The organism is Lutibacter agarilyticus (assembly GCF_900188235.1).
GTDB classification, from domain to species: domain Bacteria; phylum Bacteroidota; class Bacteroidia; order Flavobacteriales; family Flavobacteriaceae; genus Lutibacter; species Lutibacter agarilyticus.
In genome coordinates, this window is sequence record NZ_FZNT01000006.1 from 103,667 (window position 1) to 126,725 (window position 23,059).

Genomic DNA, 23,059 nt, shown 5'->3' on the forward strand with positions numbered 1-23,059 from the left:
AATTAAGACGAAGAATTGTAAGATTTGTTACAGCAATATAGTAAATTTGCTCGGATTAATTTATAAAAAGTATGGAGGAACAGCAATTAATATCAAAGAAAAAACCAGCATTTCCAATAAATCAAGAATTGTCTGAGTATTTAACCAAATACAGTAGAAGTATTAAAATACCTGTTTTTTATGATGATTTGTTGCGTTTTGCAGGAGCTATAAATTTGTATGATAAAAAAGGTGAAGATACCTTATGGGTACGTGTTTATTATCCTGAACATGAGCGTGATGAAATTGAATTAAGTTTAAAACGGATGTATATGATTCTTCACGGTGATGGTGGGGAAGACTCTTTATCTTTTTTAAATATTGATGGAATTGATTATTGTACGTTTGGAAATTCTAAACCTTTTAGAATTAAAATTAGAAATGTATTAAACGATAATCACACTTATATTTATGTGAAAAAAGCCGATGCTTCCAGAGTTTATGGCTTAGAGTTAGAACATATATTATCTCCAAATAATATCAACTTTCTAATTTATAAAGATACCTTAATTGAAGAGCATGTACTAGGTATTCCTGGAGATCAATTTTTACTGGAGAATTTAAAGCAAGTTTCAAAAAGTGGTTTAAGAAGACTTTCTAAAGAATTTGTAAAATTCAATGAACGTTGTATGATTCGTTTGCTAGGCGATATGCGTTCTTATAATTACGTGATTGTTGCTTCGTACGATTTTGATCAGGTTGAATATAGAATTAGAGCAATGGATTTTGATCAGCAAAGTTATGAAGGGAATTTAAAAGTATACTATCCGCAGTTTTTTAAAGAGAATTATCCTTTTGTTAAAATGGTATCGGATAATTTAGGACCAGAATCTGTTGAGCAATATAAAAAAGAAGAACGTTCAGCAATAGCTAGGCGTTTAAAAGGTTCTCACATACGTATTCATAGGTTGATTGATTGTATGAGTAATGACCAAATTTCAACTCCTGAAAAAATAGATCAATTAAAAATGGATTTGAAAAAATATACGGGCGATTTAAATTTTAAAGAACCTACGTCTATGGGAGGTATTTTAGATGTGGCTTTTAAATTTGTAATTAGAAATTACGAAAATGTAAACACATACATTATTCGTTAATACACTAAAATTAAAGCTTCACACGAAGGTATGAAGCTTTAATTATTAAATTTTATAAAATAGAAGGTTTTTTAGCGATTGAATAGTTGATTAATAATTATCTAAATCAAGATCATCAATACTATCAAAGTTATTTTCGTCATTAAAAATATCAATTTCATCTTCATCATCTAAAGAAATTTCTGCTGTAAATTCTTTTTCAGGAGCTTCATCAGGAACATCTCCAAATGAAAGCGCTATAATTGGTAAGTTTTCTTCAGTAGCGTCGGCTATATCTGTAACTTCAACAAAAAATGACCACATAGACATAAAATCGTACACGTAAATTAATTTGTCTCCTTTGCGTTTAAAGGTCTCTGCAACTAAGCATTTTTCCATAGTAATTGCCATTCCATCTTCAGACATGTCAAACAACGGAATTTCTTCTCCTTGCTCCCAATTAACATCCGTTGTATAAAAAGAAGCCATTTCTTGACCTTTAAAACCAAAAGATTTTGCAATGGTAAAATGTAACTCTTCTAAGTGAATGTTACTTGCAACAATAATATCTCTAAACACATCTTCTTCAACATCTAATATTACTCGAAATTTGTAGGCCATAATAGTTTTTTAAATTGTTGCAAAGTTACTATTTTAAATTCTTATTTTTACCATTCAACTTTGAAATTATATGGACAAAAAAGCAACCTTAGAAATGTTAAATAAAATGTGTGAAAATACATTAAATGAAACATTGAATATTAAATACACCGATTTAGGGGAAGATTTTTTAGTAGCTACAATGCCAGTTGATTACCGCGTTCATCAACCCGATGGGATTTTAAATGGCGGTGCAACAATGGCTTTAGCTGAAAGTGTTGGTAGTCCAGCTTCAATTTTAGCCATAGATCGTGAAAAGTATTCAGTGCGTGGTATAGAATTTTCAGCCAATCATTTACGAAGTGTAAAAAGTGGTTTAGTTACAGCTACGGCTACAATTATTCATAAAGGAAAAACAATTCATTTGGTTGAAATTAAAATTGTTGATGAAAGAAATAGAGTGATTTCATTATGTAAAATCACCAACTATATTTTAGCGAATAAAAAATAAATGCGGAAGAGAATTTATAAAATACTTAAAATAATTACGATAGTTTTTTTACTATTAGTTGTTGTTTTAGCAGTGTTTTTTTATCGATTTTCTCAACCAAAGTCTGATGCGTATATTCAAAAAGAGTTTAAAGAAAATAATGCTAAAGTTTTTATAACACAAAAGCAGTTTAAAGATTTTAAGTATCGAGTTTTAGCCACCCAAAAAGAAATTGACACAACGCTTCCATCATTAGTTTTTATTCACGGCTCCATAGGTTCAGTGCTCGATTTTAAAAGCTATTTAATGGATAGTGAGCTAAATAAAAATGCTAATTTATTAGCGTATGATAGGGTAGGATATGGCGAACAACAAACTGGTGAAGTGCAAGAATCTATAGCTTTTGAAGTTGAATTGTTAGAAGATTTTACCAAAAATTTAAAGATTAATAACACCGTTTTAGTTGGTTACTCGTATGGAGGTCCTATTGTGTTAGCTTCAAAAAAAAAGTACAAAAAGGTGGTGTTGCTAGCACCTGCTGTTTATTCAGAAGTAGAGCCAATGCCATGGGCGTTGAATTTTTATAAATGGAATAGTACGCGTTGGTTGGTTCCTTTAGCTTGGCAAGCGGCTTCCATAGAAAAATTATCACATAAAAAAGATTTATTAAATTTTGAAACTCACTGGGATTCAACGCCTTCAAAGGTTTTGAGTATGCACGGTTCTAAGGATTGGATTGTTCCTTATGAAAATTCATTGTATTTAAATAAGATATTTACACCAAATAAGTTTGAATTAGTAACTTTGAACGGTGCCGGACACGGGTTGGTTTGGTCACATTTTGAGGAAATAAAAGCAACCATTTTGAAACAACTAAAATAATTTAACTTGCAGGAGATTACTCTTTTTTTTGAAAAAATTGAAGGCATTATAAATTCAAATTTGCCTTTTGTTGTGTATAGGAAGCCAAATGAAAATTTGGTAACAGTAATTGTTCAAAATACAACTAAAATGTACACTGTAAATTCTTTTATGGAGCGTGGTTTTGTATTTGCACCTTTCAATAAAAAAGAAGCTTCCATAATTTTTCCAGCAAATAAAACTACTACGTTTTCAATAACTATAAAAGATTTTAATGAAGTTTCTAATGTTGAGCAAAATGCTAAAACTAAAATTATTTCAGACCTAGAAAAAGAGAAAGAGCAACATATTTTATTGACCCAAAAAACAATAGAATTTATTGAACAGAAAGCAGCTGAAAAGATTGTAATTTCTAGAAAGGAAACAATAAAATATAGCCAATTAAAGGTGTTAGAGAGCTTTAAACGTATGTTGAAAAACTATCAAAATGCCATGGTTTATTTGTGGTTTCACCCAAATATTGGTTGTTGGATGGGGGCCTCACCAGAGAGATTGATTCATATTCAAAATAATCAATTTAAAACAATGGCGTTGGCAGCAACACAAGCCTATGTGGATACAACAAATGTAACTTGGAAACAGAAGGAGCAACAAGAGCAACAATTTGTAACAAATTATATTTTAAATACGATAGAAAAGACAATAGATACCATTAAAGTTTCTAAACCTTACACTATAAAAGCAGGAAGTTTGTTACATATTCGGACAGATATTACAGGGAAATTAACTTCGGAAAAAATGTTAGGAGAGCTTGTAAATGCATTGCATCCAACACCAGCCGTTTGTGGGGTGCCCAAACAAATTGCTACCAATTTTATTGTAGAAAATGAAAACTATCATCGGAAGTTTTATACGGGCTATTTAGGTGAATTAAATGTACATAAGGAAACTAATTTGTATGTAAATTTACGTTGTATGGAAGTTGAATCTGAAACCATAGCACTTTATATTGGTGGTGGAATTACAAAAGATAGTGTTGCTGAAAAAGAATGGAATGAAACTGTTTTTAAGGGAGAAATTATGAAAACAATCATATAAAAAAGAAATACCAAGTTTAAATCTTTTGTTTTTTCAACGCAATTTAAAATTTCAAGCAATACATCCCAATTAAGTGTAATTTGTTAAACTTAGTATGTTCTTTTTTGAGTTATAAATGTAAAAATATTTAAGGTGTTTGGGTCTTTAAATCATAAAATTGAATACTCAAATCGTAAAAATTAAGAATTTAATTTTTTAAAGAGAGCAGGTGTTTTATGTTCACTGGCTTTAAAAATTCGTATAAATGAATTTACGGAACCAAAACCGGAAAGTTCGCTTATTTCAGCAATAGAAAGTTTAGGGCTTTTTTTCAGGAGTAGTTTTGCTTCATTAATTCTATAGCTATTTACAAACTGATTAAAATTACAACCAATTTGCTCGTTTATAATATTTGAAACATAGGAGCGGTTTGTACCAATGTGTTTTGCCACTTGTAAAATATTTAATTGCGGATCTAACCAAGGTTTGTCGTTTTTAAAATAAGTTAATAATTCGGCTTCAATTGTGTTTAATTCCTTTAGATGTATTGTTGCATCTTTAGTTGTTTCAATGTTATTACTTAAATTTATTTCCGCAGGAATTTGCCTTAAACCTACAATTGCCAAAATAATAAATAATAGCGTAAACAAGCTGCACATAAATAATAACTGTAAACCGTTTTCATCTAAAGGAGTTCTTCCAATTACGGTAACATAAAATCCAGGAATCGACATAAGTACGATAAAGGATATCGTTACAATGTAAAAATATTGTAGCTGAAACTTATCAAGGTTTGAATAGAAATTTTGCATTTTGTTTTTTGCGATAATAAGAAATCGAATGGTTAAATAATTATAAAACAATATTTGACCTAAATGAAAAAACCGACTTCCCTTATACATATAACTTAGCCATAAAGCTTCTTTGGTTGTAATTTCAGTACCGTATAAATTGTTATTCATATACATTTCGTAATTCTCCCAACTCGTAGATAAAACCATAATAAACATAAGTAAAGCAACTAAAATTGGTGGAATAAAATGATAACTTTTTTTAGTTGCTACAATATTAAAATTAAAGGCACTGTAAATATAAATGTAATACAGGGGGTAAAAAGCGAGCAATGCGCTTAAGAAAATAAAATCAAAATATCTAAACGTAATCCAGTATTCATTAAACGACAAAAAATGACCAACAAATAATAAAAAACTATTGAAGAAGAATAGCCCTAAGAAAAAACGATTTTTAAATTTTTTTGAACTTGTTGCAAACAAAAAGATAGCGCCATAAAGGTTTATGAAAAGTGTAGATAATAAGGCAACTATTTTTATCATAACTTAGGGTTACTTATAATGGGTTGATTTGTATGTTTTTATCTACTAAAATTAAGTGTTATTTGTGGGTAATTAGATGATATTTATCAAGGGTGAATTTGAAAGGCCTTAATTATTGTACTATGATAAGTTTCTTTAACTTTGCAGCGTTAATATTTTTAATGAATGACGCAGTTTCCAAAAAATAAATTGGCTCAGTTAGTAATCGCTTCATGCATAGCAAATGGTATTGAACAAGTGGTTATTTCTCCAGGTTCAAGAAATGCTCCATTAACCATAGGTTTTTCAAATCATTTAGAGATTAAAACCTATAGTATTGTTGATGAGCGAAGTGCTGCTTTTTTTGCTTTAGGAATGGCACAACAGTTGCAAAAACCAGTTGCAATTGTTTGTACTTCAGGTTCAGCATTATTAAATTATTATCCGGCAATTGCAGAAGCATTTTACAGCAATATACCGTTAGTGGTAATTTCAGCAGATAGGCCAGCACATTTAATAGATATTGGAGATGGGCAAACTATTCGGCAAGAAAATGTTTTTGAAAACCATATCCTAAATTCAATTAGTTTGGTTGAACATTTAAACGTAGAAAATTCGATTGCAGAAATGTTACAAGAAACAATCGAAATTGCAATGGTAGAAAAAGGACCTGTACATATCAATGTTCCTTTTGATGAACCTTTGTATGAAACTACTTCTGAATTAATTACATTAGATAAAGTAGATTCAACGGTTGAAGAAATTCCTTTAGATGTTGATGAACTTCAAAAATTTGCGGATGTTTGGAATAGTTCTACAAAAAAAATGGTATTGGTTGGTGCGTGTATTCCTGATGAATTGTTGCAAACGCAATTAGCACATTTCACTAAAGACCCTTCGGTTTTGGTGCTTATAGAAAATACAGCAAATGTTTCACATGCTAAATTTATTAATAGTATTGATAAATTGATATTTCCTTTAGAATCAAATGAACTAGAAGCTTTTCAGCCCGATATTTTATTGAGTTTAGGAGGTATGATTGTTTCAAAAAAAATAAAACAACATTTACGTAAAATTCAACCAAAGCTACATTGGCATATAGATAGTAAAAGGGCTTTTGATACGTTTCATTGTTTAAAGCATCATTTTGAAATTTCACCACAGTTATTTTTTAGTCAGTTTTTCTTTTTAACAAAACCAGTAGCTAGTAATTACCAACAATTTTGGTTGCAAAAAAAAGAACTTCGTTTAAAAAAACACGATAAGTTTATTGAAGATTGTGAATTTTCAGATTTAAAAACGGTTGCTATTTTATTAAAAAGTATTCCAAATAATTCATTATTACAGGTAAGTAATAGCGCTGTAATTAGGTATACACAGTTATTTGATTTAAACAAAACACTACAGGTTTTTTGCAACAGAGGTACTAGCGGAATTGACGGCAGTACAAGCACAGCAATTGGAGCAGCGGTAGTTTTAGAAAAAAATACGGTTTTTATCACAGGAGATATTAGTTTTTTTTATGATAATAATGCACTTTGGAATAGTTATATACCTAATGCGTTTAGAATTATTGTGGTAAATAATGGAGGTGGAGGTATTTTTAGATTTATACCAGGGCCTCAAAAATCTAACGCCTTAGATTATTTTGAAACACCACACAATTTAACAGCCGAACATTTGTGTAAAATGCATAAATTTGAATATTCAAGTGTTTCAAATATAACCAATTTAGAAAGCAAGCTTTCTAAATTTTACAATACTTCTAATGCACCAAAACTATTAGAAATATTTACACCAAGAGAAATAAATGATACCGTGTTAAAAGCGTATTTCAACAATTTAAAAGAATAAAAATGGATTTAAAAGTAGGAGATAAAGTAGATTTAATTGTAGTTAGAAAAGCAGGAATTGGTTTTACAGTTTTAATTGAAGAGGAATATGAAGGAATGTTATACAGAAATGAACTGTATCAAAAAATAGAAGAAGGACAAAGGTTAGTTGGTTACGTTAAAAAAATACGTGACGATGAAAAGATTGATGTAAGCTTACAAGCAGTTGGTTTTAAACAAACTATTGTAAAAAATGAAATTACCATTTTAAATGCTTTAAGACAACATGATGGGGTTTTAGCATTGCATGATAAAAGTGACCCTAACGATATTAAATACCAATTAGGAATGAGTAAGAAAGCATTTAAAAGTGCTGTTGGCGGGTTGTTTCGTCAAAAATTAATTGCTATTTCTGATGAAGGAATTTCTTTTGTGAAGTAAAAAAATCATATAAAAAGAAGCTGTCTGAAAGTATCAAAATTAGTCATTCTAGATATGTCACACTGAGTTTGTCGAAGTGTGTTTTAGAATCTCATTATGCTGATAGTCAATCATTATGAGAGCCTAAATCATCCTTCGGCTCCGCTCAGGAACCGAGTTTCATGTTGACGAAAATTTTACGTTTAAACAGCCTCTTTTTTATGTCTAATTTTCAAAGCTAATTATTCTACACTTGATCCAAAAACTTATCATATTTATAATAGAATTTGAATCAAGTACAGGTTGTCGTTATTTTTATTGTTATAACTCTATAAGATCACTTACAGCATCTTTATGAACCATTACCGAAATGGTTTTAAGTTTGAAAAAAGCTTTACTCATATACACGTAACCATTGTTTCCTATTCGGTTGCTATTTGTACCCCAAGAATTTTTTACTTTGTAATATTCTGTTCCATTTTGATCTTTTACCAAACCTACAATATGCATTAAATGATCATCGGTAGTATTAAAATTCTCAAACTCTTCTTGTCTAAATTCTGGAGTAACATCTTTTTCTGTTACAATATAAGTCAATGATTTTTCTGTTTCATTTGGATTATTTGGTAATATGGCTACACCATATTTTGAAGAAAATGTTTTTTCAGAAACATCGCAATCTAAAGCCAAGGTATATCCTTTATCTAACGCTATATCAACTCCATCAACTAACTCATTTAATGGAATATTATAAAAACTTCCGTTTGAAAAATTGTCGGGAATATTCAATACAAATTCAGTATGAAAAGGCTGGTGTAAAAATGAAGTTAATGTAATATAGTTGTTTGGTTTTATATTGGTCATTTTTAAAAATGACATAGCGTTGTATTCAATTCCTTCATAGAGAAATGTTGCTGAAGGAGTTCCTAAATGAACTGTTAATATTGAATCAACAGCTACTTTCCAATTGCTGTGTTTAGAATTTTTATCGTTTTTAATATAAGCATCTAATACTTCTTTAAGGTCAGGAACAATTTTAGCGTGGTTATGTATTTTAGCATTACCCAATAAACCTGAATAAGCAATTTCTGGCTGTAAACCATTTTTTTGAACTGAATTCATCACATCGTGTGCCAATCCTCCTTCGCTAAATTGAATTTTACCTTGTCGCATTACATAATTCCAAGATTTGTCCATATAAGCATTTCTAACATTGTACATTTCAGAAATATCAATCATTTTTCCTGAACTTCTGAATATTTCAGATTCTAAAAATGAAGAGGTAGAAAAGCTCCAACAAGTTCCTGTGTTTCCTTGACTTTTTACTGCAGAAGCTTCAATATCAATAACGGTTGTGAATTCGTATTTTTGTTCCGTAGGAATATGAACTTTAACAACAGTATCTTCTTGCGCGTAAAAGATTGTTGAAATGCATAAAAATGCAATTGTAAATAGGGTTTGTCTCATAATATATTTTTAATTTTTAGGTTCTGTGTAAGTTCCATCTCTTTTTGCTAAAACACGTTCAACATTTTCGTAATAAGCATCGGCATTTGGATCGCCTTCAGGAAGCTTCATATAACCACTTTTATAATAATTAAGTGCCTGTTTTAACTTTTGTCCGGTTTCATAATAACGACCAATATAATAATCTCCAATTGGAGATTCTTCATATAATTTGTTAATCATTTCGCCAAAATTCTTTAAATAATCGCCGTTTTCTTTATCTAAAATAATAGATTCAATGGCAAATATATCTTGCTCTCTAATTTTTAAATTACTTCCAAAAAGATATTCAATTTCAACATATTTATTTTCTAAATAAGCAATCGCATCAGGTGGTGAAAGGTTTTTAATATTGGTGTCAAATTCTTCTTTAGAAATAGCTGAATATAAGTCGAAAATAAACGATAAAGCACTAGAAATTGACTGGCCAATTGAAGCTGTTTTTGAACTGTTTTCAAAAGTATCAAACTTGTATTTAAACTTTTCGTTGGATAGAGCGCTTAACAAACTATTAGTGTTTGTAATTGCTGCTTGTCGTTTTTCTGAATTTTGTTTTGTTGTTGAAAGGTAGTAATATACATTTTCGGTGTTTAGCTGTTTTACTTTGTTTTGAATTAGCGTTGGCATGTCCATAGCGTAATAAGGGCTTACATTTATAAATGCATTAAAAGCAGGATAATCTTCAATTAAAAAATAATTTATATAATTGCCAGTTAATGTATTTCCAACAATGGTTTTGAATGGAGAAACACGATAATTTTCTTCAAAATAATCAAATAATTCACTTCTAATAAAACGGTAAAAAGCTTCACCTTGCTCGGTAGGAAAACTATTTTCTTTTAAATACGAACAATCTTCATAACGTTCGTTGTATTTATTTTGGTTGATTCCTACAATAATTTGTTCTGGTGCCTCTTCTTTGTTTGCAAATAAAATAGCGTTTCCTACATAAACATCAAACAAATATTCAGCATCTAAAACAATGGTAAGTGGATAAAACTTGGTTGAATCAATTTCATAACTAGGCGGAATGTAAATTTTAATTGAACGCTCAATTCCTAATTCATTTGAATTGAAATTTTTTAGTTGAATGTTTTGCGACCAACTTTGGTAACTAACCAAACACATTGTAAAAAGTAGTACTAATTTTTTCATAATTTTTTATATTTTAAAATTCAAAACCTAAACCAAATCGAACACGGGTACCATCTTTTGACCCAAAAAAAGATAAATTAAAATTAATTAATTCAGCTGCATCTGCCCAAATTCCTCCACCATAGGAGGTTTTCCAACCGTTAGAATCTTCGCCTTTATACCAAACCCTACCATAATCAAACCCGCCAAAAGCACCAATTTGAAAAGGAACAATCTTTGTTTTTATTTTGGTGAAATTATAGCGAATATCTGTATTGTTATAATATGATGTATTTCCTGTAAAACGGTTGTTATTATAACCACGCAAACCATCATCTCCACCAATACTTGCTGCATTATAAAACTTAAAATTGTCACCAATTATTATATTTCCTTTAAATTTTGTTGCTAACATTAATTTACCGTTTGTTGTTAATTTGTAATTAAATCCTATAGCAGGTGTAATATACCCATTGTTTTCAGAAGTATCAGTATTTATATTTGTCCGCCAACCAGCTTTAAAACCAACTGCCATTCCAAGTGTTGGAAATGTACTTTTATTAAAATTTTCATAGTAATAGGAAGTTCTTACACCCACGTAATTGTGTCTTTTTTCATTAAAAATAGGGAATAAATTAATAAAACGATTGTCTGTTTTTTCAATTTCTATACTTTCAAATGTCGGTCCAAATTTAATTTCACCTCCCATTCTTCCTGTCCATTTTAAAGAAGGAGAAGCGGCGTATGTGCTAATTCTAACTCTGTGATAGTCTTTTCCAAAAATATCTTGTAGGTTTTTGGAATCGTTTCCATAGCCATAAAAATTATGTGTAAAGTTCGGACTTGTAAAAAGGCCTTCTACTAAAATATTCCATTTATTAAAAACATTGGCAAATTCACCACTGTACCTTAAATCGTAACCACTAGAAGCAAAATAATAGCTTAGGTTAATAATATGTTGTTGAGAAAACGGATTTCTTTCAAAGCCATAAATAGTGAAAATATCAGAAACACCAATTTTTAATCCATCGTCAGGGTTTGCGCCAATAGCTGGCTTAATTCTGTTTTGAGTGTACTTATATTTTTTAAAGTTGTACAAATTCATGTCGTAATCATCAAATAAACGTTTCCGACCTTTATTAGTTTTAAACGTGTTTTTTTTTGAATAGAAATCATAAACAGTAACTCTTTTACCACTTTTTATATTGTAAATGTCATTGTTTTGACCTCCAATAATTTTTAGCGTAATAGCATTCTTTTTTTCTCCAGAGACAATAAATGTATCGCTATCATCTAATCCGTAAATCCAAATCTCTTTAGTTTCTTTTTTAGAATACGTTTTATTGAATATTTCGGTGCCTTTTTTATCTTTTTTAATATTTGAAATAGTTATTTCTGTAATCCCATTTTTTAAACGTTTAATTTCAAATAAATTATCTTTATCGTTACCTGTTACAATAGGATATTTTATTAAATGTTCATAGTACTCACCAGCTATTTTATATAAATTATTTAAACGACCTTTTAATTTTTGCTTGATTATTGAAATGGTTTCATCTTGAACTTCTAAAGGCATTTCAGACAATGCTTCATCAATAACTTTATTGGTAATATTTTTTTGAAGAAAGGCAACTTGTTCTTTCCAATCGTTATAAGTAGCTTTTTGTATAAGTGACAAGTCTAACGGAAAAGGTGCGTGATTAAACCATTTTACATTTCGTATATCCTCATCATAAATTTGAAGAAATTTTAATCCTGGAACTATGCGACTTATGGCGCCTAAAGCAAAACCATCATAAATAGAAAAAGCTTGATCTCTATCTCTTGGTATAGGCTTGTACATTGTTTTACCATTCTTTTTAAATTCAGCCCATCGCCATTGATCTTGATGTCTATCCCAATCACCAATTAACATATCAAATAAACGAGCTCTAATATAACTAGCTTCATCCAAATAAAAATCGTCAGATTTTCTTAAATTCTTATAAAAATCATCTGTACTTATAATTGTGTTTGAATTGCCAAAATTATTTTTATCTCCGTGACCAGAGGTAGCACGTTCTTCAATCAAATACAATTCACCACCAAAATTGGTATTGAATTGTTCAAGAGATGGTTGCTTCGGAACAAAATATAAAACTGGGTTAGCGTGAAGTACATCAGCAGCGTTAGCTAATTTTCCAATAGTTATAGGAGCATAAGGATGAGCCGTAGTATAAATGTCTAGTAATAAACTTTCAGTATACGTATTAGAGTATTCATCTTTAATATATTGATCTCTAAAAGCTACAGCTTGTAAATATTGTGTAGCGCTTTTGTGTAATGCTCTCATAACAAACTCTTGTCCAGATGCATTTTGAAGTCTTAATGAACGAGATTGATTACCGCCACCTTTTCGAACAGGTTTTAAGCCTCCAAATAAAGTGTCTAAATTTACCGTTGAAGCCTTTATTTTAATACCATAATATTTTCGATAATGCGTACCCCAAAAGCTGATGAAGGCATTACTTTTTTCTGTATCTTTTTGAAGGTAGATTGAGGCGGCTATGGTGTCAGGAAAATTCAAATCATACTTATTTATATCTTCAATAGTTTTTGTATTCTGAATGTTGGCTTTAAAAAGCAATTCTTTTATGCCATTCGTTTCAGTATAGTAATACACCCAAGAGGCTCCATTTTTATATTTTACAAATTTAGCATAACCCAATCCTCCGTAAGAGAATTTACTGCCTTCAATAACCCTTGCTGGTGAAGTTTTTGAACCTGAACCACTAATAATTTGTGGAATTTTATCATTTACAATGTACTGTAAATTGTGCTCGTGACCAGAAACAAAAATAATATTTTCTTGTTTTTGGCTAATAGTTAATAATCTTTTTCTAAGGTCCTGATAATATGGATTTATCATATCTTGGGAGGAAAGACCACTTGTTTTACGTAAAACATTAACTAGACTTCCAATTATTGGTAAAGGAAACGAACCTCCTGTAGGATAAAGTTGGGCTTTTAAAGAATAGTGCCCCGCATGAGATCCATAACTAAACATAGGGTGATGAATAGCTACAACAGTTGTTTTTAGTGTGTTTTTTTTAATTAAACGTTCATATTCTTGAAAAAACTTTGTTCTAGTTTTTATTTCACAATTGGCATTCATAGCTGGGTTTTTATCCCAGTTTTCAAGGTACCATTGCGAATCAATAATAATTAAAGCAATCTCTTCAGAAATATCAAGCATGGTAATTGGACAACCATTTTTTGGTAAAAAAGAATCTTTATCATCTAATTGTTTTGTAATATAATTAGCTTCTCTTTCTAAGCCTTCAATACCATCATTGTAATAGTCATGATTTCCAGGTATAAATATAGGAGTGCCTTTAAAATCTTTTACCAAATCAATTTGAGTGTTCAATCTATGTTCTGCTAAATCTCTTTCAGGATCCGATTTTTTAGGCATTCCCTTTTCATAAATATTATCACCCAAAAATAAAACGGTAGCATTTGTATTTGTTGTTGAAAGTTCTTTTTTTAAGAGCTTAAAGTGGCTTAACGGATTGCTAAAACTTGCGTTTCCAGCATCACCAATTAAATAAAATGTATGGTCAATTTCATCGCTAGATTCGTAGTTTTCCTGATGTTCAATTGTAATAGATTCACTATATTGCTTATTGTAAGAAGCACAACCAGCAATAAAAAGAGTAATTAAAAAAAATGAAAGTTTAGCACTATTAAATCGACTCATTGATGGTGTTTAAATTTAAAGTTTAAAAATACATAAAATAATGTATTTTTATTGTTGGTTTTTAATTAGATGAAATGCTACAAAATGATTTTTTTAAAGAAGTAAGAAGTTATGTGTTTAATTTGTTCAAAAATGAACTTCCTGCGGAAGTAGTATATCATAATTTTAATCATACTGTTGAAGTCGTAAATGCTGCTTTTGAAATAGGAAATGCTGAACATATTTCAGGTAAAGAGATGGAAATCTTGTTGTTAGCTGCTTGGTTTCATGATGTGGGAAATGTAAAAGGGTATAAAAATCATGAGGCTGAAAGTAAAAAAATGGCTGCTGAATTTTTAGCAAATAAAAGCTTCAAAAAAGAAAGTATCGCACAAATAGAAGCATTAATAGATGCGACTAAAATGCCTCAAAAACCAAAAAATAAGTTAGAAGAAATAATTTGTGATGCCGATTTAGTGCATTTAGGGAAGAAAGACTTCAAAGAAAAATCAGAACTATTAAAGTTAGAGTGGGATTTATTAGGTTATAAAAATGTATCAGAATTTGATTGGTGTTGTGAAAATGAGAATTTTTTAACTACCCATTCGTTTTTTACAAACTATGCTTATGAAAACTTCAATCATCAAAAATCAATAAATATATTAAAACAGCATAAAGATTTAAAAAAAATGAAGGAGAAAGCTGTTGAAAAGCCCAAAAAGAAGTCATTAAAAAAAATCGATACACCTGAAAAAGGCATAGAAACAATGTTTCGCGTTACGTTAAGAAATCATATCAAATTGAGTGATATTGCAGATACAAAATCAAATATTTTACTTTCTGTGAGTGCAATTATGATGTCTATAGTTTTAACAACCCTAGTTCCTAAACTTGACAAAGCAGGTAATTCATATTTAATTTATCCAACACTTATTTTTTTAGTAATTACTGTTTCTACCATTATATTTTCAATTTTAGCTACCCGTCCAAAAGTAACATCAGGAGATTTTACCAAGGAAGATGTAGCCAATAAAAAAGTGAATTTGTTGTTTTTTGGTAATTTTTATAAAATGAAATTAGAAGAATTTCAGGAGGGGATGTTTGAAGTTATGGGAGATTATAATTACTTGTATAAATCCTTAATGAAAGATTTGTACTTTTTGGGAATCGTACTTCAAAAAAAATATAAATTATTAAGAATTGCCTACACTATTTTTATGATTGGTATTGTGGTTTCAGTAATTGCCTTTATTATTTCTTTTCGAATAATGAGAGTAGAAACTGGAGCAATTGAGCCTAGTTTTTTTGATTTATTGTTTTAAAACTTCGTTTAAAGTATTGTTTAGCGAGTTAGAATAATTTATAGTAACTCTTAAAGCTTTTAAACCAGAAATACCTTGTAAATTTTCAAGGTCTAATTCTTCAATTGTATTTAACAAATAACCATTAGATTGTAAATATTTTATATGTTGCATATAGTCAGTCATGTCTTTAGATTGGCTATAAACAATTGCAATTTTACCGGGTTTTGTTAAACGTTCGTTGGTGTTTTTAATATGCACTTTATCAATACGTTTTTTAATAATTTCGTATCTAATATTGTAAGCGCCGTCAACATCAAATTTTTTCTCATCCATTCTAAATTTAATTGCTAACGGGTTGCTATGAACCAATATTAAAGAAGCAATTTCTAACGGATGTGGTAATGTACTTTTTAAATGATGGGCAATTTGCTCAACCTCACACATCATTTGTAATTGCCACAATCTTAAATTATTCAAATAAATAGGATCATAAGTTTTATTTTTAACTAGAGATTGACCAATGTACATATTGTGATCAATACCATCGGTTTTGTAGCGTTCAAAATAATGAGGAAACATTTCTTGAGCTTCTTCTTGCTTCTGATCAATAAAACGAGCCAACGTTTCATTTAACGTATTTACACTATCGTCGTACATTTTTCGCTTGTAATAAATTACATGTAATTCATCATCAATTAAATTCATATAATCCGAAATGTCGTTTTGCAGTGTTTTGTCTAATTTTTTTAAATGATTAAAAACAGGGTAAATATCTTTTTGTAAAAAGTCCGTTAAACTATTCTCATCACCAGAATTTAATCCTTTTTTTATGTTGTGTAAACACTCTTCAATTCTAAAAATTAAATCGTTATAAATAGGTAATTTATATTTTTTAAAGGCTTTTTCAATAATAGCAGAAGCTAATTTTAATTGCTTCACTAAATCTTCCTGAATGGCAATATTTCTTGCGGTTGAAGAACCTTTTATGTCACTTTGCCCATAAAGAGGTGTAACTTGTTCAAAAACAATACTATTTAAATTGTGTATTTTTTGGTTGTTTTTTATGCTGAATAAATGCTGTTCAGCTTCTTCATAAAACTTCCATTTTACACTAGGGTGAATGGCCGTATAATTTTCTTGAATGATAGATTCTAATTTGTTATTGAACTCTTCAATAAATCGTTTTACAGCGATTTTAAAATCAGGAATAACATCTTTTAATTTGTATGCGTTTATTGAATTTAGTTCATATTTTTTTGGGGAAACTAGTTCTAATAGTACCAATAAATTTTCATTTAGTTGTAAAGGAACCAATATAATACTTTCAATATGATTAGCTTTTAATGCTTTGTAGAATCCATTAAGGTTGTTTTGTTCGCCATATTTTTGAATATCAGAAATGGCCAATAATTCTTTATTTTCAAAAACCTTTGAAGCGATACCATTACAAAAGAAGCTTTCAAAACTGTTATTTTTAACTTCAAGTTTATTGGTTATGAAGCTATTGTTTTCAATAGTTCTGTTGAATTCAAAATGATGATCGATACGGGTGTATGACGAGATACCAAATTCAATGGTTGAAGAATTATATAATTTAGCAATACTTTCCCCAATTCTATTGAAGGCTTCTTGATCGTTTTTTAGTAGATTTTCTTTTAAGTTTGTTAACGATTGATCACCAGTAGCATCTACAAGGTTTATGATGCCAAAACCTTTAAATTCGTAACTATTTGGTGGGAATTTTTCTTTCCAAATATCAATATTATTGAAGTTATCTAGTAATAAGTGAATATCTTCATCTGTAATTTCAGGAGCATTTGCTAAAGGTTTTACTTTAAAAAAATCTCCGTTGTAAAGCGTTTTGTAGTGTTTAATTAAACCGGTACTGGTTGGTATATCGTAATAAAAAGGTCTTCTAAAATCAATATTTACATGGTAGCAGTAGCCTAAAATAAACGCACAAGAAAGTATGTAGGTGTTATTTTCATCAAAATTCCGAAGTTTTAATCTATACTCATCACCAGCATCATCTAATAGTTTTTCAAACCTAGTAGAGAGTTTAAATGTTGTAAATTCAAAAGGAATGCTTGCTGCTTTAATTTCGTTTGTTTGCAACATTTCAGGAAATAAAATGTCTAACAATTTGTCGATTTGAGCGTTGTATTTTTCTAATTTCTTAGGGTCTTCAAAACCCAATCTAAGTTCAGGGTACGCTTTGTATTCTTCCAGTAGTTTAACAGCTGCGTGGTATAAATAATGGTTTTTTTGTTGAATGATGCTTTCAAGGTACTCAAAAACAGCTTCAAAACTAATATGTAGTTTTAAAGGCAAATCGGTTGTTTTAGTATAATTTGAAGGTATAATTCTCATTTGGACAGCTTTTCAATTTCTATTGTCGGTTTTACAATAACAAAATTACGAATTACAATCGGAATTACATGAGCTTGGTTACCAAAGTCACATTTATAACTTTTAAGTAATAATTTTTTAAACCATAAAAAACAATTATTTTAGCCTTAAATAACAACTGAATATGGAAAAAATAAATTGGAAAACTGTAAAAGAGTTTGAAGATATTACGTATAAAAAATGTGATGGTGTTGCAAGGATTGCTTTTAACCGACCAAATGTTAGAAATGCTTTTAGACCTAAAACTACAAAAGAACTTTACGAAGCTTTTTACGATGCAGGTGAAGATACTTCAATAGGTGTTGTGTTGCTTTCTGCGGAAGGCCCTTCAACTAAAGATGGTGTTTATTCATTTTGTAGTGGAGGCGATCAAAAAGCGCGTGGGCATCAAGGTTATGTAGGTGAAGATGGGTACCATCGTTTAAATATATTAGAAGTACAACGGTTGATTCGTTTTATGCCAAAAGCAGTTATTGCTGTGGTTCCGGGTTGGGCTGTTGGTGGTGGTCATAGTTTGCATGTAGTGTGCGATTTAACTTTGGCGAGTAAAGAACATGCTATTTTTAAGCAAACTGATGCTGATGTTACTAGTTTTGATGGTGGTTACGGATCGGCTTATTTAGCAAAAATGGTTGGACAAAAAAAAGCGCGTGAAATCTTTTTCTTAGGAAGAAATTATTCTGCACAAGATGCTTATGAAATGGGTATGGTAAATGCTGTAATTCCGCATGATGAGTTAGAAGCTACCGCTTTTGAATGGGCACAAGAAATTTTAGCAAAATCGCCAACCTCAATAAAAATGTTAAAATTCGCTATGAATTTAACTGATGATGGAATGGTTGGACAACAAGTATTTGCTGGAGAAGCAACACGTTTAGCCTATATGACGGATGAGGCGAAGGAAGGTAGAAATGCCTTTTTAGAAAAACGCAAACCAAACTTTGAGAAAAAGTGGATTCCTTAAAATAAAATAGGTTTTTACTTTTAACACAGATTTAATAAGAATGATTCCTGCGAAAGCAGGAATCTTATAAAACAATACTAAGTTACTTATTTATGAAAATTATTTGCATTGGTCGTAATTATGCCAAACATATAGAAGAGTTGGATAGTGAAAAACCAGTAAATCCAGTCATTTTTTTAAAGCCAGATTCTGCTATTTTAGCTAAAAATCAGCCATTTTTTATTCCAGCGTTCTCAAATGAAATTCATTATGAGGTAGAAGTATTGGTTAAAATAAATAAAGTAGGAAAGTACATTCAAGAAAAATTTGCGCATAAATATTACGATGAAATTGGTTTGGGAGTAGATTTTACAGCACGTGATTTACAAAATGAATTAAAAGACAAAGGATTGCCTTGGGAAAAATCTAAAGCTTTTGACGGGAGTGCTTTAATTGGGAAGTTTGTAGCCAAAGAAACGTTAGGTGATTTAACAAGTTTAGATTTTACACTGCATAAAAATGAAACTCTTGTTCAAGAAGGCAACACCAATGCAATGCTTTGGAAAATTGATGAATTAATAGCGTACGTTTCTCAGTTTTTTACCTTAAAAAAGGGAGACGTGTTATTTACAGGAACTCCTGCAGGCGTGGGTAAAATTTCAGAAAACGACATACTTTTAGGAGCTATTAAAGGCGAAGAATTTTTTTCGGTAAAAATTAAATAGTTGCTTTTTAAAAAGTAAATAAAATTGGACGCCCGTTTTCCGTAGGTTCTTCTTTTCTGTGCTCTTTTAAAATGTTGTAGCCGTAATGTGTTTTTACTAAATTTTTAAAATTGTATTTCAATCTAGGGAATTCACGCAATAATTTTTCAAAATCATTGGTTGAAGAGCGTTCCATAAAATGATGTAAAATTTCAGTATAAGCTTTGGTTAACGTAATATTGAATTTATCATTTCTTAAAGCTGTTTTAAAGTAATTTTCCTTTATTTCTTTGTTTTTAACAATAGCTTCATCTAAACCATACTTGTTAATTAATACCCAAGTAAGCCTTAATAATGTTTCATGTGTAAAGTCTGTAGGATCTAGTGTACAGTCTTGTATTCTGCCAAGTAATTGGTCGTCAGTTAATTGGGTTTTGGTAATCATAGCTCAAGTTTTATTTTTAGTTTATAGTAACATTCTTTTGTTTATAAGATACATAAAAGTGAAAAAGGTTGCGTTGTATTTTGTACTTTTAATGCAACTAATAAATTAGAAATGCAAGCAGAGATTATTACCATTGGCGATGAAATTTTAATTGGTCAAATTTTAGACTCAAATTCAAAATGGATTGCTGAAGAATTAAATAAAATAGGTGTTTCGGTATATCAAATTACATCTATTCAAGATGATAAAGAGCATATTTTAAAAGCGCTAAAAGAAGCGCAATTAAATTGTGATATTGTAATTGTTACTGGTGGATTAGGACCCACAAAAGACGATATTACAAAATTAACTTTAGCTGAATATTATGTAGATAAACTTATTTTTAATGAAGAAATTGCAGCACATATTAAAGCGTTATTTGCAAAATCAAATTATCCTTTTACCGAAGTAAATAAAAATCAGGCTTTAGTTCCTTCAAAATGTGTTGTTTTTAAAAATGAATTAGGAACAGCACCAGGTATGTGGTTTCATGAAAATAGTAAAGTAGTAGTTTCACTCGCAGGAGTGCCTTATGAAATGAAAGGACTTATGATAAATAGTGTGCTGCCTAAATTAGTTGAAACGTATCATTTACCTTTTATTGTACATAAAACAATTCAGACTTACGGGATGGGAGAGAGTATGTTGGCTGAAAAAATTGAAGATTGGGAAACTAATTTACCAGAATTTATAAGTTTAGCTTATTTACCATCTTTTGGAAAAGTGAGGTTGCGTTTAACAGCAAAAGGACCTGACAAAGAAATTTTAGAAGAAGCTATTGCTAAAAATGTGGCTATTTTACAGAAACTTATTGGAGATATTATAGTTGGATATGAAGAAAATGAGAATTTAGAAGCTTTAATAGGGAAATTATTGATTGAAAAAAATAAAACTTTAGCAACCGCTGAAAGTTGTACAGGAGGAAATATTGCCAAAATGATTACTTCAATTCCGGGTTCTTCAAATTATTTTGTTGGTTCGGTGGTAGCATATCAAGCTGCTATAAAAATTAATGAATTAAATGTTGCCGAAGAATTAATCAATAATTATTCGGTTGTAAGTTCACAAGTAGCTGAAGCTATGGTAAAGGGAATTCAGCAAAAATTTAAAACAGACTATGCGATTGCAACTACCGGTAATGCTGGACCAACAACAGATTTAACAGATAAAACAGTTGGGGTCGTGTATATTGCAATAGCCACACCAATTGGCGTTTTTTCCGAAGAATTTAATTTTGGTAAACCAAGGGAGAAAGTTATTGAACGAACTTCAATAAAGGCTTTAGAATTGTTGAGAAAAGAAATTTTAAAAAACTAGTTAAATAAGTTTGTTTATTACGTATTAAAAATTTAATTTTGCATCTCGTTTTGAGAATACATTAAAAAGGTATAGAATTATGTCAAGAGTTTGTGAACTTACTGGAAAAAAAGCAATGGTTGGAAACAATGTTTCTCACGCCATGAATAGAACAAAAAGAAAATTTGACGCTAACTTAATAAAAAAGCGTTTTTATATTCCTGAAGAAGATAAGTGGGTAACTTTAAGAGTTGCTACATCTGCTTTAAAGAATATTAACAAGAAAGGAATTTCTGCTGTTATTAAAGAAGCAAGAGAAAAAGGTTTTTTAAAAAAATAATTATATTAGGAAATGGCAAAGGCTAAAGGAAATAGAATTCAAGTAATTTTAGAGTGTACAGAGCACAAAGCTTCTGGTAAAGCAGGAACTTCTAGATACATTACTACTAAGAATAAGAAGAATACACCTGATAGAATGGAAATTAAAAAATTCAATCCTATCTTGAAAAAAATGACTGTTCATAAAGAAATTAAATAATATAGGACCATGGCAAAGAAATCAGTAGCATCGTTACAAACAGGATCAAAAAGATTAACTAAAGCTATCAAAATGGTAAAGTCTCCAAAATCAGGAGCTTATACTTTTGTTGAAGCTATTATGGATCCTACAAATGTAAAAGACTTTTTAAGCAAAAAATAATTTTTTGCTCATAAAAATATTCAAGCTACTTTCTTTATTGAAAGTAGCTTTTCTTTTTTATATTTACCATACTAATAATTAAAAAATGAGTTTATTTAAAAGAATTTTTTCAAAAGAAAAAAAAGAAACATTAGATAAGGGCTTAGAGAAAACAAAATCATCTTTTTTCTCAAAACTTTCTAAAGCAGTTGCAGGTAAAACGAAAGTTGATGATGATGTTCTCGATAATTTAGAGGAAGTTTTAGTATCATCAGATGTTGGAGTAGAAACTACTTTAAAAGTAATTGAGCGTATTGAGGAACGTGTTGCTAAAGATAAATACTTAGGAACAGAAGAATTAAATTCAATCCTTAGAGAAGAAATAGCAGGACTTTTAGCCGAAACAAATGTTGGAAATGATACTGATTTTTGTATTCCAGCTAATAAGAAACCTTATGTAATTATGGTGGTTGGTGTCAATGGAGTTGGCAAAACTACAACTATTGGTAAGTTAGCTGCTCAGTTTACAAAAACAGGAAAGAAAGTTGTACTAGGTGCAGCCGACACCTTTAGAGCGGCAGCAATTGATCAATTACAAGTGTGGGCAGATAGAGTAGGGGTTCCTATTGTACGACAAGAAATGGGTAGTGACCCAGCTTCGGTTGCCTACGATACACTAAAATCAGGTGTTGCTCAAGATGCTGATGTTATTATTATTGATACCGCAGGTAGATTACACAACAAGGTGAACTTAATGAATGAGCTAACAAAAATAAAACGTGTTATGCAAAAAGTGGTTGCCGATGCTCCACATGATGTGTTGTTAGTTTTAGATGGTTCTACAGGGCAAAACGCTTTTGAACAAGCTAAACAGTTTACCAAAGCTACGGAAGTTACTTCATTAGCTGTCACAAAACTAGATGGAACAGCAAAAGGTGGCGTTGTGATAGGAATTTCAGATCAATTTCAAATACCCGTAAAATATATTGGTGTTGGTGAAGGTATTGATGATTTACAAGTTTTTAATAAAATTGAATTTGTTGATTCGTTCTTCAAATAAAAAATAATCTAAATAATTTAAAAGACCTTTTGTATTTTAATATATAAAAGGTCTTTTTTTATATGTAGTTAAATAATTGGTTTACAAGTAAAAAGTAGTATTTTTGCGCTCCTT

At 30.1% G+C, this 23,059-nt stretch carries 21 protein-coding genes; 14 read left to right on the forward strand and 7 right to left on the reverse strand.

What is annotated here, in order from left to right; translation table 11 throughout:
• The first annotated feature begins 71 nt into the window (after window positions 1-71).
• Complete coding sequence (locus tag CHB67_RS11000; protein ID WP_089381837.1) at window positions 72-1,136, forward strand: hypothetical protein; 1,065 nt, start codon at window positions 72-74, stop codon at window positions 1,134-1,136.
• 90 nt (window positions 1,137-1,226) lie between these two features.
• On the opposite strand, the gene CHB67_RS11005 is transcribed toward CHB67_RS11000, so the two are convergent.
• Window positions 1,227-1,736, reverse strand: a complete 510-nt coding sequence (locus CHB67_RS11005) for an IS1096 element passenger TnpR family protein (RefSeq protein WP_089381838.1) — start codon at window positions 1,734-1,736, stop codon at window positions 1,227-1,229.
• 70 nt (window positions 1,737-1,806) lie between these two features.
• Between CHB67_RS11005 and CHB67_RS11010 the strand changes: the two genes are divergently transcribed.
• From CHB67_RS11010 to CHB67_RS11020, 3 genes are read left to right on the forward strand one after another with little or no spacing between them, the layout of a single operon-like run.
• Entirely contained in the window at window positions 1,807-2,226 is a 420-nt protein-coding gene (locus CHB67_RS11010) for a PaaI family thioesterase (RefSeq protein WP_089381839.1), read from the forward strand.
• The gene (locus CHB67_RS11015) at window positions 2,227-3,087 is read left to right on the forward strand and encodes an alpha/beta fold hydrolase (protein ID WP_089381840.1); all 861 of its coding nucleotides are present in this window, start codon (window positions 2,227-2,229) and stop codon (window positions 3,085-3,087) included.
• Window positions 3,088-3,093: 6 nt separating this feature from the next.
• Complete coding sequence (locus CHB67_RS11020) at window positions 3,094-4,164, forward strand: isochorismate synthase (RefSeq protein ID WP_089381841.1); 1,071 nt, start codon at window positions 3,094-3,096, stop codon at window positions 4,162-4,164.
• A gap of 179 nt (window positions 4,165-4,343) precedes the next feature.
• On the opposite strand, the gene CHB67_RS11025 is transcribed toward CHB67_RS11020, so the two are convergent.
• Window positions 4,344-5,477 carry a helix-turn-helix domain-containing protein gene (locus CHB67_RS11025; RefSeq protein WP_089381842.1) on the reverse strand — a complete coding sequence of 378 codons (1,134 nt, stop codon included), beginning with the start codon at window positions 5,475-5,477 and terminating at the stop codon, window positions 4,344-4,346.
• Window positions 5,478-5,642: 165 nt separating this feature from the next.
• Between CHB67_RS11025 and menD the strand changes: the two genes are divergently transcribed.
• Complete coding sequence (gene menD / locus CHB67_RS11030) at window positions 5,643-7,310, forward strand: 2-succinyl-5-enolpyruvyl-6-hydroxy-3-cyclohexene-1-carboxylic-acid synthase (protein WP_089381843.1); 1,668 nt, start codon at window positions 5,643-5,645, stop codon at window positions 7,308-7,310.
• Window positions 7,311-7,312: 2 nt separating this feature from the next.
• Window positions 7,313-7,729 carry a S1 RNA-binding domain-containing protein gene (locus tag CHB67_RS11035; RefSeq protein ID WP_089381844.1) on the forward strand — a complete coding sequence of 139 codons (417 nt, stop codon included), beginning with the start codon at window positions 7,313-7,315 and terminating at the stop codon, window positions 7,727-7,729.
• A gap of 300 nt (window positions 7,730-8,029) precedes the next feature.
• Here the strand turns inward: CHB67_RS11035 and CHB67_RS11040 are convergent, their stop codons facing one another.
• From CHB67_RS11040 to CHB67_RS11050, 3 genes are read right to left on the reverse strand one after another with little or no spacing between them, the layout of a single operon-like run.
• Window positions 8,030-9,175 carry a C1 family peptidase gene (locus tag CHB67_RS11040; protein WP_089381845.1) on the reverse strand — a complete coding sequence of 382 codons (1,146 nt, stop codon included), beginning with the start codon at window positions 9,173-9,175 and terminating at the stop codon, window positions 8,030-8,032.
• A 9-nt stretch (window positions 9,176-9,184) separates the two neighbouring features.
• A complete protein-coding gene (locus CHB67_RS11045; protein ID WP_089381846.1) occupies window positions 9,185-10,369 on the reverse strand; it encodes an alpha/beta hydrolase in 1,185 nt (394 codons plus the stop codon).
• Window positions 10,370-10,382: 13 nt separating this feature from the next.
• Entirely contained in the window at window positions 10,383-14,087 is a 3,705-nt protein-coding gene (locus tag CHB67_RS11050) for a metallophosphoesterase (protein WP_089381847.1), read from the reverse strand.
• Between the two features lie 74 nt (window positions 14,088-14,161).
• On the opposite strand from CHB67_RS11050, the gene CHB67_RS11055 reads away from it, so the two are divergent.
• Complete coding sequence (locus CHB67_RS11055; protein ID WP_089381848.1) at window positions 14,162-15,388, forward strand: Pycsar system effector family protein; 1,227 nt, start codon at window positions 14,162-14,164, stop codon at window positions 15,386-15,388.
• Here the strand turns inward: CHB67_RS11055 and CHB67_RS11060 are convergent.
• Window positions 15,377-17,740 carry a GAF domain-containing protein gene (locus CHB67_RS11060; protein ID WP_089381849.1) on the reverse strand — a complete coding sequence of 788 codons (2,364 nt, stop codon included), beginning with the start codon at window positions 17,738-17,740 and terminating at the stop codon, window positions 15,377-15,379. The two genes, CHB67_RS11055 and CHB67_RS11060, sit on opposite strands and share 12 nt — an antisense overlap.
• Window positions 17,741-17,903: 163 nt before the next feature.
• Here CHB67_RS11060 and CHB67_RS11065 point away from each other — a divergent pair, with 163 nt between their 5' ends.
• Together CHB67_RS11065 and CHB67_RS11070 are read left to right on the forward strand one after the other, a co-directional pair.
• Complete coding sequence (locus CHB67_RS11065; protein WP_089381850.1) at window positions 17,904-18,743, forward strand: 1,4-dihydroxy-2-naphthoyl-CoA synthase; 840 nt, start codon at window positions 17,904-17,906, stop codon at window positions 18,741-18,743.
• Window positions 18,744-18,835: 92 nt separating this feature from the next.
• Window positions 18,836-19,447: a fumarylacetoacetate hydrolase family protein gene (locus CHB67_RS11070; RefSeq protein WP_089381851.1), complete on the forward strand. Its 612-nt coding sequence runs from the start codon at window positions 18,836-18,838 to the stop codon at window positions 19,445-19,447.
• 7 nt (window positions 19,448-19,454) lie between these two features.
• Here CHB67_RS11070 and CHB67_RS11075 read toward each other — a convergent pair whose 3' ends face one another.
• Window positions 19,455-19,871 (reverse strand): hypothetical protein, encoded by a 417-nt coding sequence (locus CHB67_RS11075; RefSeq protein WP_089381852.1) that lies wholly within the window; start codon window positions 19,869-19,871, stop codon window positions 19,455-19,457.
• A 111-nt stretch (window positions 19,872-19,982) separates the two neighbouring features.
• On the opposite strand from CHB67_RS11075, the gene CHB67_RS11080 reads away from it, so the two are divergent.
• The 5 genes from CHB67_RS11080 to ftsY all read left to right on the forward strand — a co-directional run bounded on the left by CHB67_RS11080 (window position 19,983) and on the right by ftsY (window position 22,945).
• Window positions 19,983-21,227 carry a competence/damage-inducible protein A gene (locus CHB67_RS11080; protein ID WP_089381853.1) on the forward strand — a complete coding sequence of 415 codons (1,245 nt, stop codon included), beginning with the start codon at window positions 19,983-19,985 and terminating at the stop codon, window positions 21,225-21,227.
• Window positions 21,228-21,306: 79 nt separating this feature from the next.
• Window positions 21,307-21,546 (forward strand): 50S ribosomal protein L28, encoded by a 240-nt coding sequence (rpmB, locus tag CHB67_RS11085; RefSeq protein WP_089381854.1) that lies wholly within the window; start codon window positions 21,307-21,309, stop codon window positions 21,544-21,546.
• 12 nt (window positions 21,547-21,558) lie between these two features.
• Entirely contained in the window at window positions 21,559-21,744 is a 186-nt protein-coding gene (gene rpmG / locus CHB67_RS11090) for a 50S ribosomal protein L33 (RefSeq protein WP_089381855.1), read from the forward strand.
• Between the two features lie 9 nt (window positions 21,745-21,753).
• Window positions 21,754-21,906, forward strand: a complete 153-nt coding sequence (locus CHB67_RS11095; RefSeq protein ID WP_089381856.1) for a DUF4295 domain-containing protein — start codon at window positions 21,754-21,756, stop codon at window positions 21,904-21,906.
• Window positions 21,907-21,991: 85 nt separating this feature from the next.
• A complete protein-coding gene (gene ftsY / locus CHB67_RS11100) occupies window positions 21,992-22,945 on the forward strand; it encodes a signal recognition particle-docking protein FtsY (protein WP_089381857.1) in 954 nt (317 codons plus the stop codon).
• Window positions 22,946-23,059 lie beyond the last annotated feature (114 nt).

Coding starts and splice junctions, on each gene's coding strand:
- CHB67_RS11000 (WP_089381837.1), top strand. CDS start 72: ATGGAGGAACAGCAATTAATATCAAAGAAAAAACCAGCATTTCCAATA.
- CHB67_RS11005 (WP_089381838.1), bottom strand. CDS start 1,736: ATGGCCTACAAATTTCGAGTAATATTAGATGTTGAAGAAGATGTGTTT.
- CHB67_RS11010 (WP_089381839.1), top strand. CDS start 1,807: ATGGACAAAAAAGCAACCTTAGAAATGTTAAATAAAATGTGTGAAAAT.
- CHB67_RS11015 (WP_089381840.1), top strand. CDS start 2,227: ATGCGGAAGAGAATTTATAAAATACTTAAAATAATTACGATAGTTTTT.
- CHB67_RS11025 (WP_089381842.1), bottom strand. CDS start 5,477: ATGATAAAAATAGTTGCCTTATTATCTACACTTTTCATAAACCTTTAT.
- menD (WP_089381843.1), top strand. CDS start 5,643: ATGACGCAGTTTCCAAAAAATAAATTGGCTCAGTTAGTAATCGCTTCA.
- CHB67_RS11035 (WP_089381844.1), top strand. CDS start 7,313: ATGGATTTAAAAGTAGGAGATAAAGTAGATTTAATTGTAGTTAGAAAA.
- CHB67_RS11040 (WP_089381845.1), bottom strand. CDS start 9,175: ATGAGACAAACCCTATTTACAATTGCATTTTTATGCATTTCAACAATC.
- CHB67_RS11045 (WP_089381846.1), bottom strand. CDS start 10,369: ATGAAAAAATTAGTACTACTTTTTACAATGTGTTTGGTTAGTTACCAA.
- CHB67_RS11050 (WP_089381847.1), bottom strand. CDS start 14,087: ATGAGTCGATTTAATAGTGCTAAACTTTCATTTTTTTTAATTACTCTT.
- CHB67_RS11055 (WP_089381848.1), top strand. CDS start 14,162: ATGCTACAAAATGATTTTTTTAAAGAAGTAAGAAGTTATGTGTTTAAT.
- CHB67_RS11060 (WP_089381849.1), bottom strand. CDS start 17,740: ATGAGAATTATACCTTCAAATTATACTAAAACAACCGATTTGCCTTTA.
- CHB67_RS11065 (WP_089381850.1), top strand. CDS start 17,904: ATGGAAAAAATAAATTGGAAAACTGTAAAAGAGTTTGAAGATATTACG.
- CHB67_RS11070 (WP_089381851.1), top strand. CDS start 18,836: ATGAAAATTATTTGCATTGGTCGTAATTATGCCAAACATATAGAAGAG.
- CHB67_RS11075 (WP_089381852.1), bottom strand. CDS start 19,871: ATGATTACCAAAACCCAATTAACTGACGACCAATTACTTGGCAGAATA.
- CHB67_RS11080 (WP_089381853.1), top strand. CDS start 19,983: ATGCAAGCAGAGATTATTACCATTGGCGATGAAATTTTAATTGGTCAA.
- rpmB (WP_089381854.1), top strand. CDS start 21,307: ATGTCAAGAGTTTGTGAACTTACTGGAAAAAAAGCAATGGTTGGAAAC.
- rpmG (WP_089381855.1), top strand. CDS start 21,559: ATGGCAAAGGCTAAAGGAAATAGAATTCAAGTAATTTTAGAGTGTACA.
- CHB67_RS11095 (WP_089381856.1), top strand. CDS start 21,754: ATGGCAAAGAAATCAGTAGCATCGTTACAAACAGGATCAAAAAGATTA.
- ftsY (WP_089381857.1), top strand. CDS start 21,992: ATGAGTTTATTTAAAAGAATTTTTTCAAAAGAAAAAAAAGAAACATTA.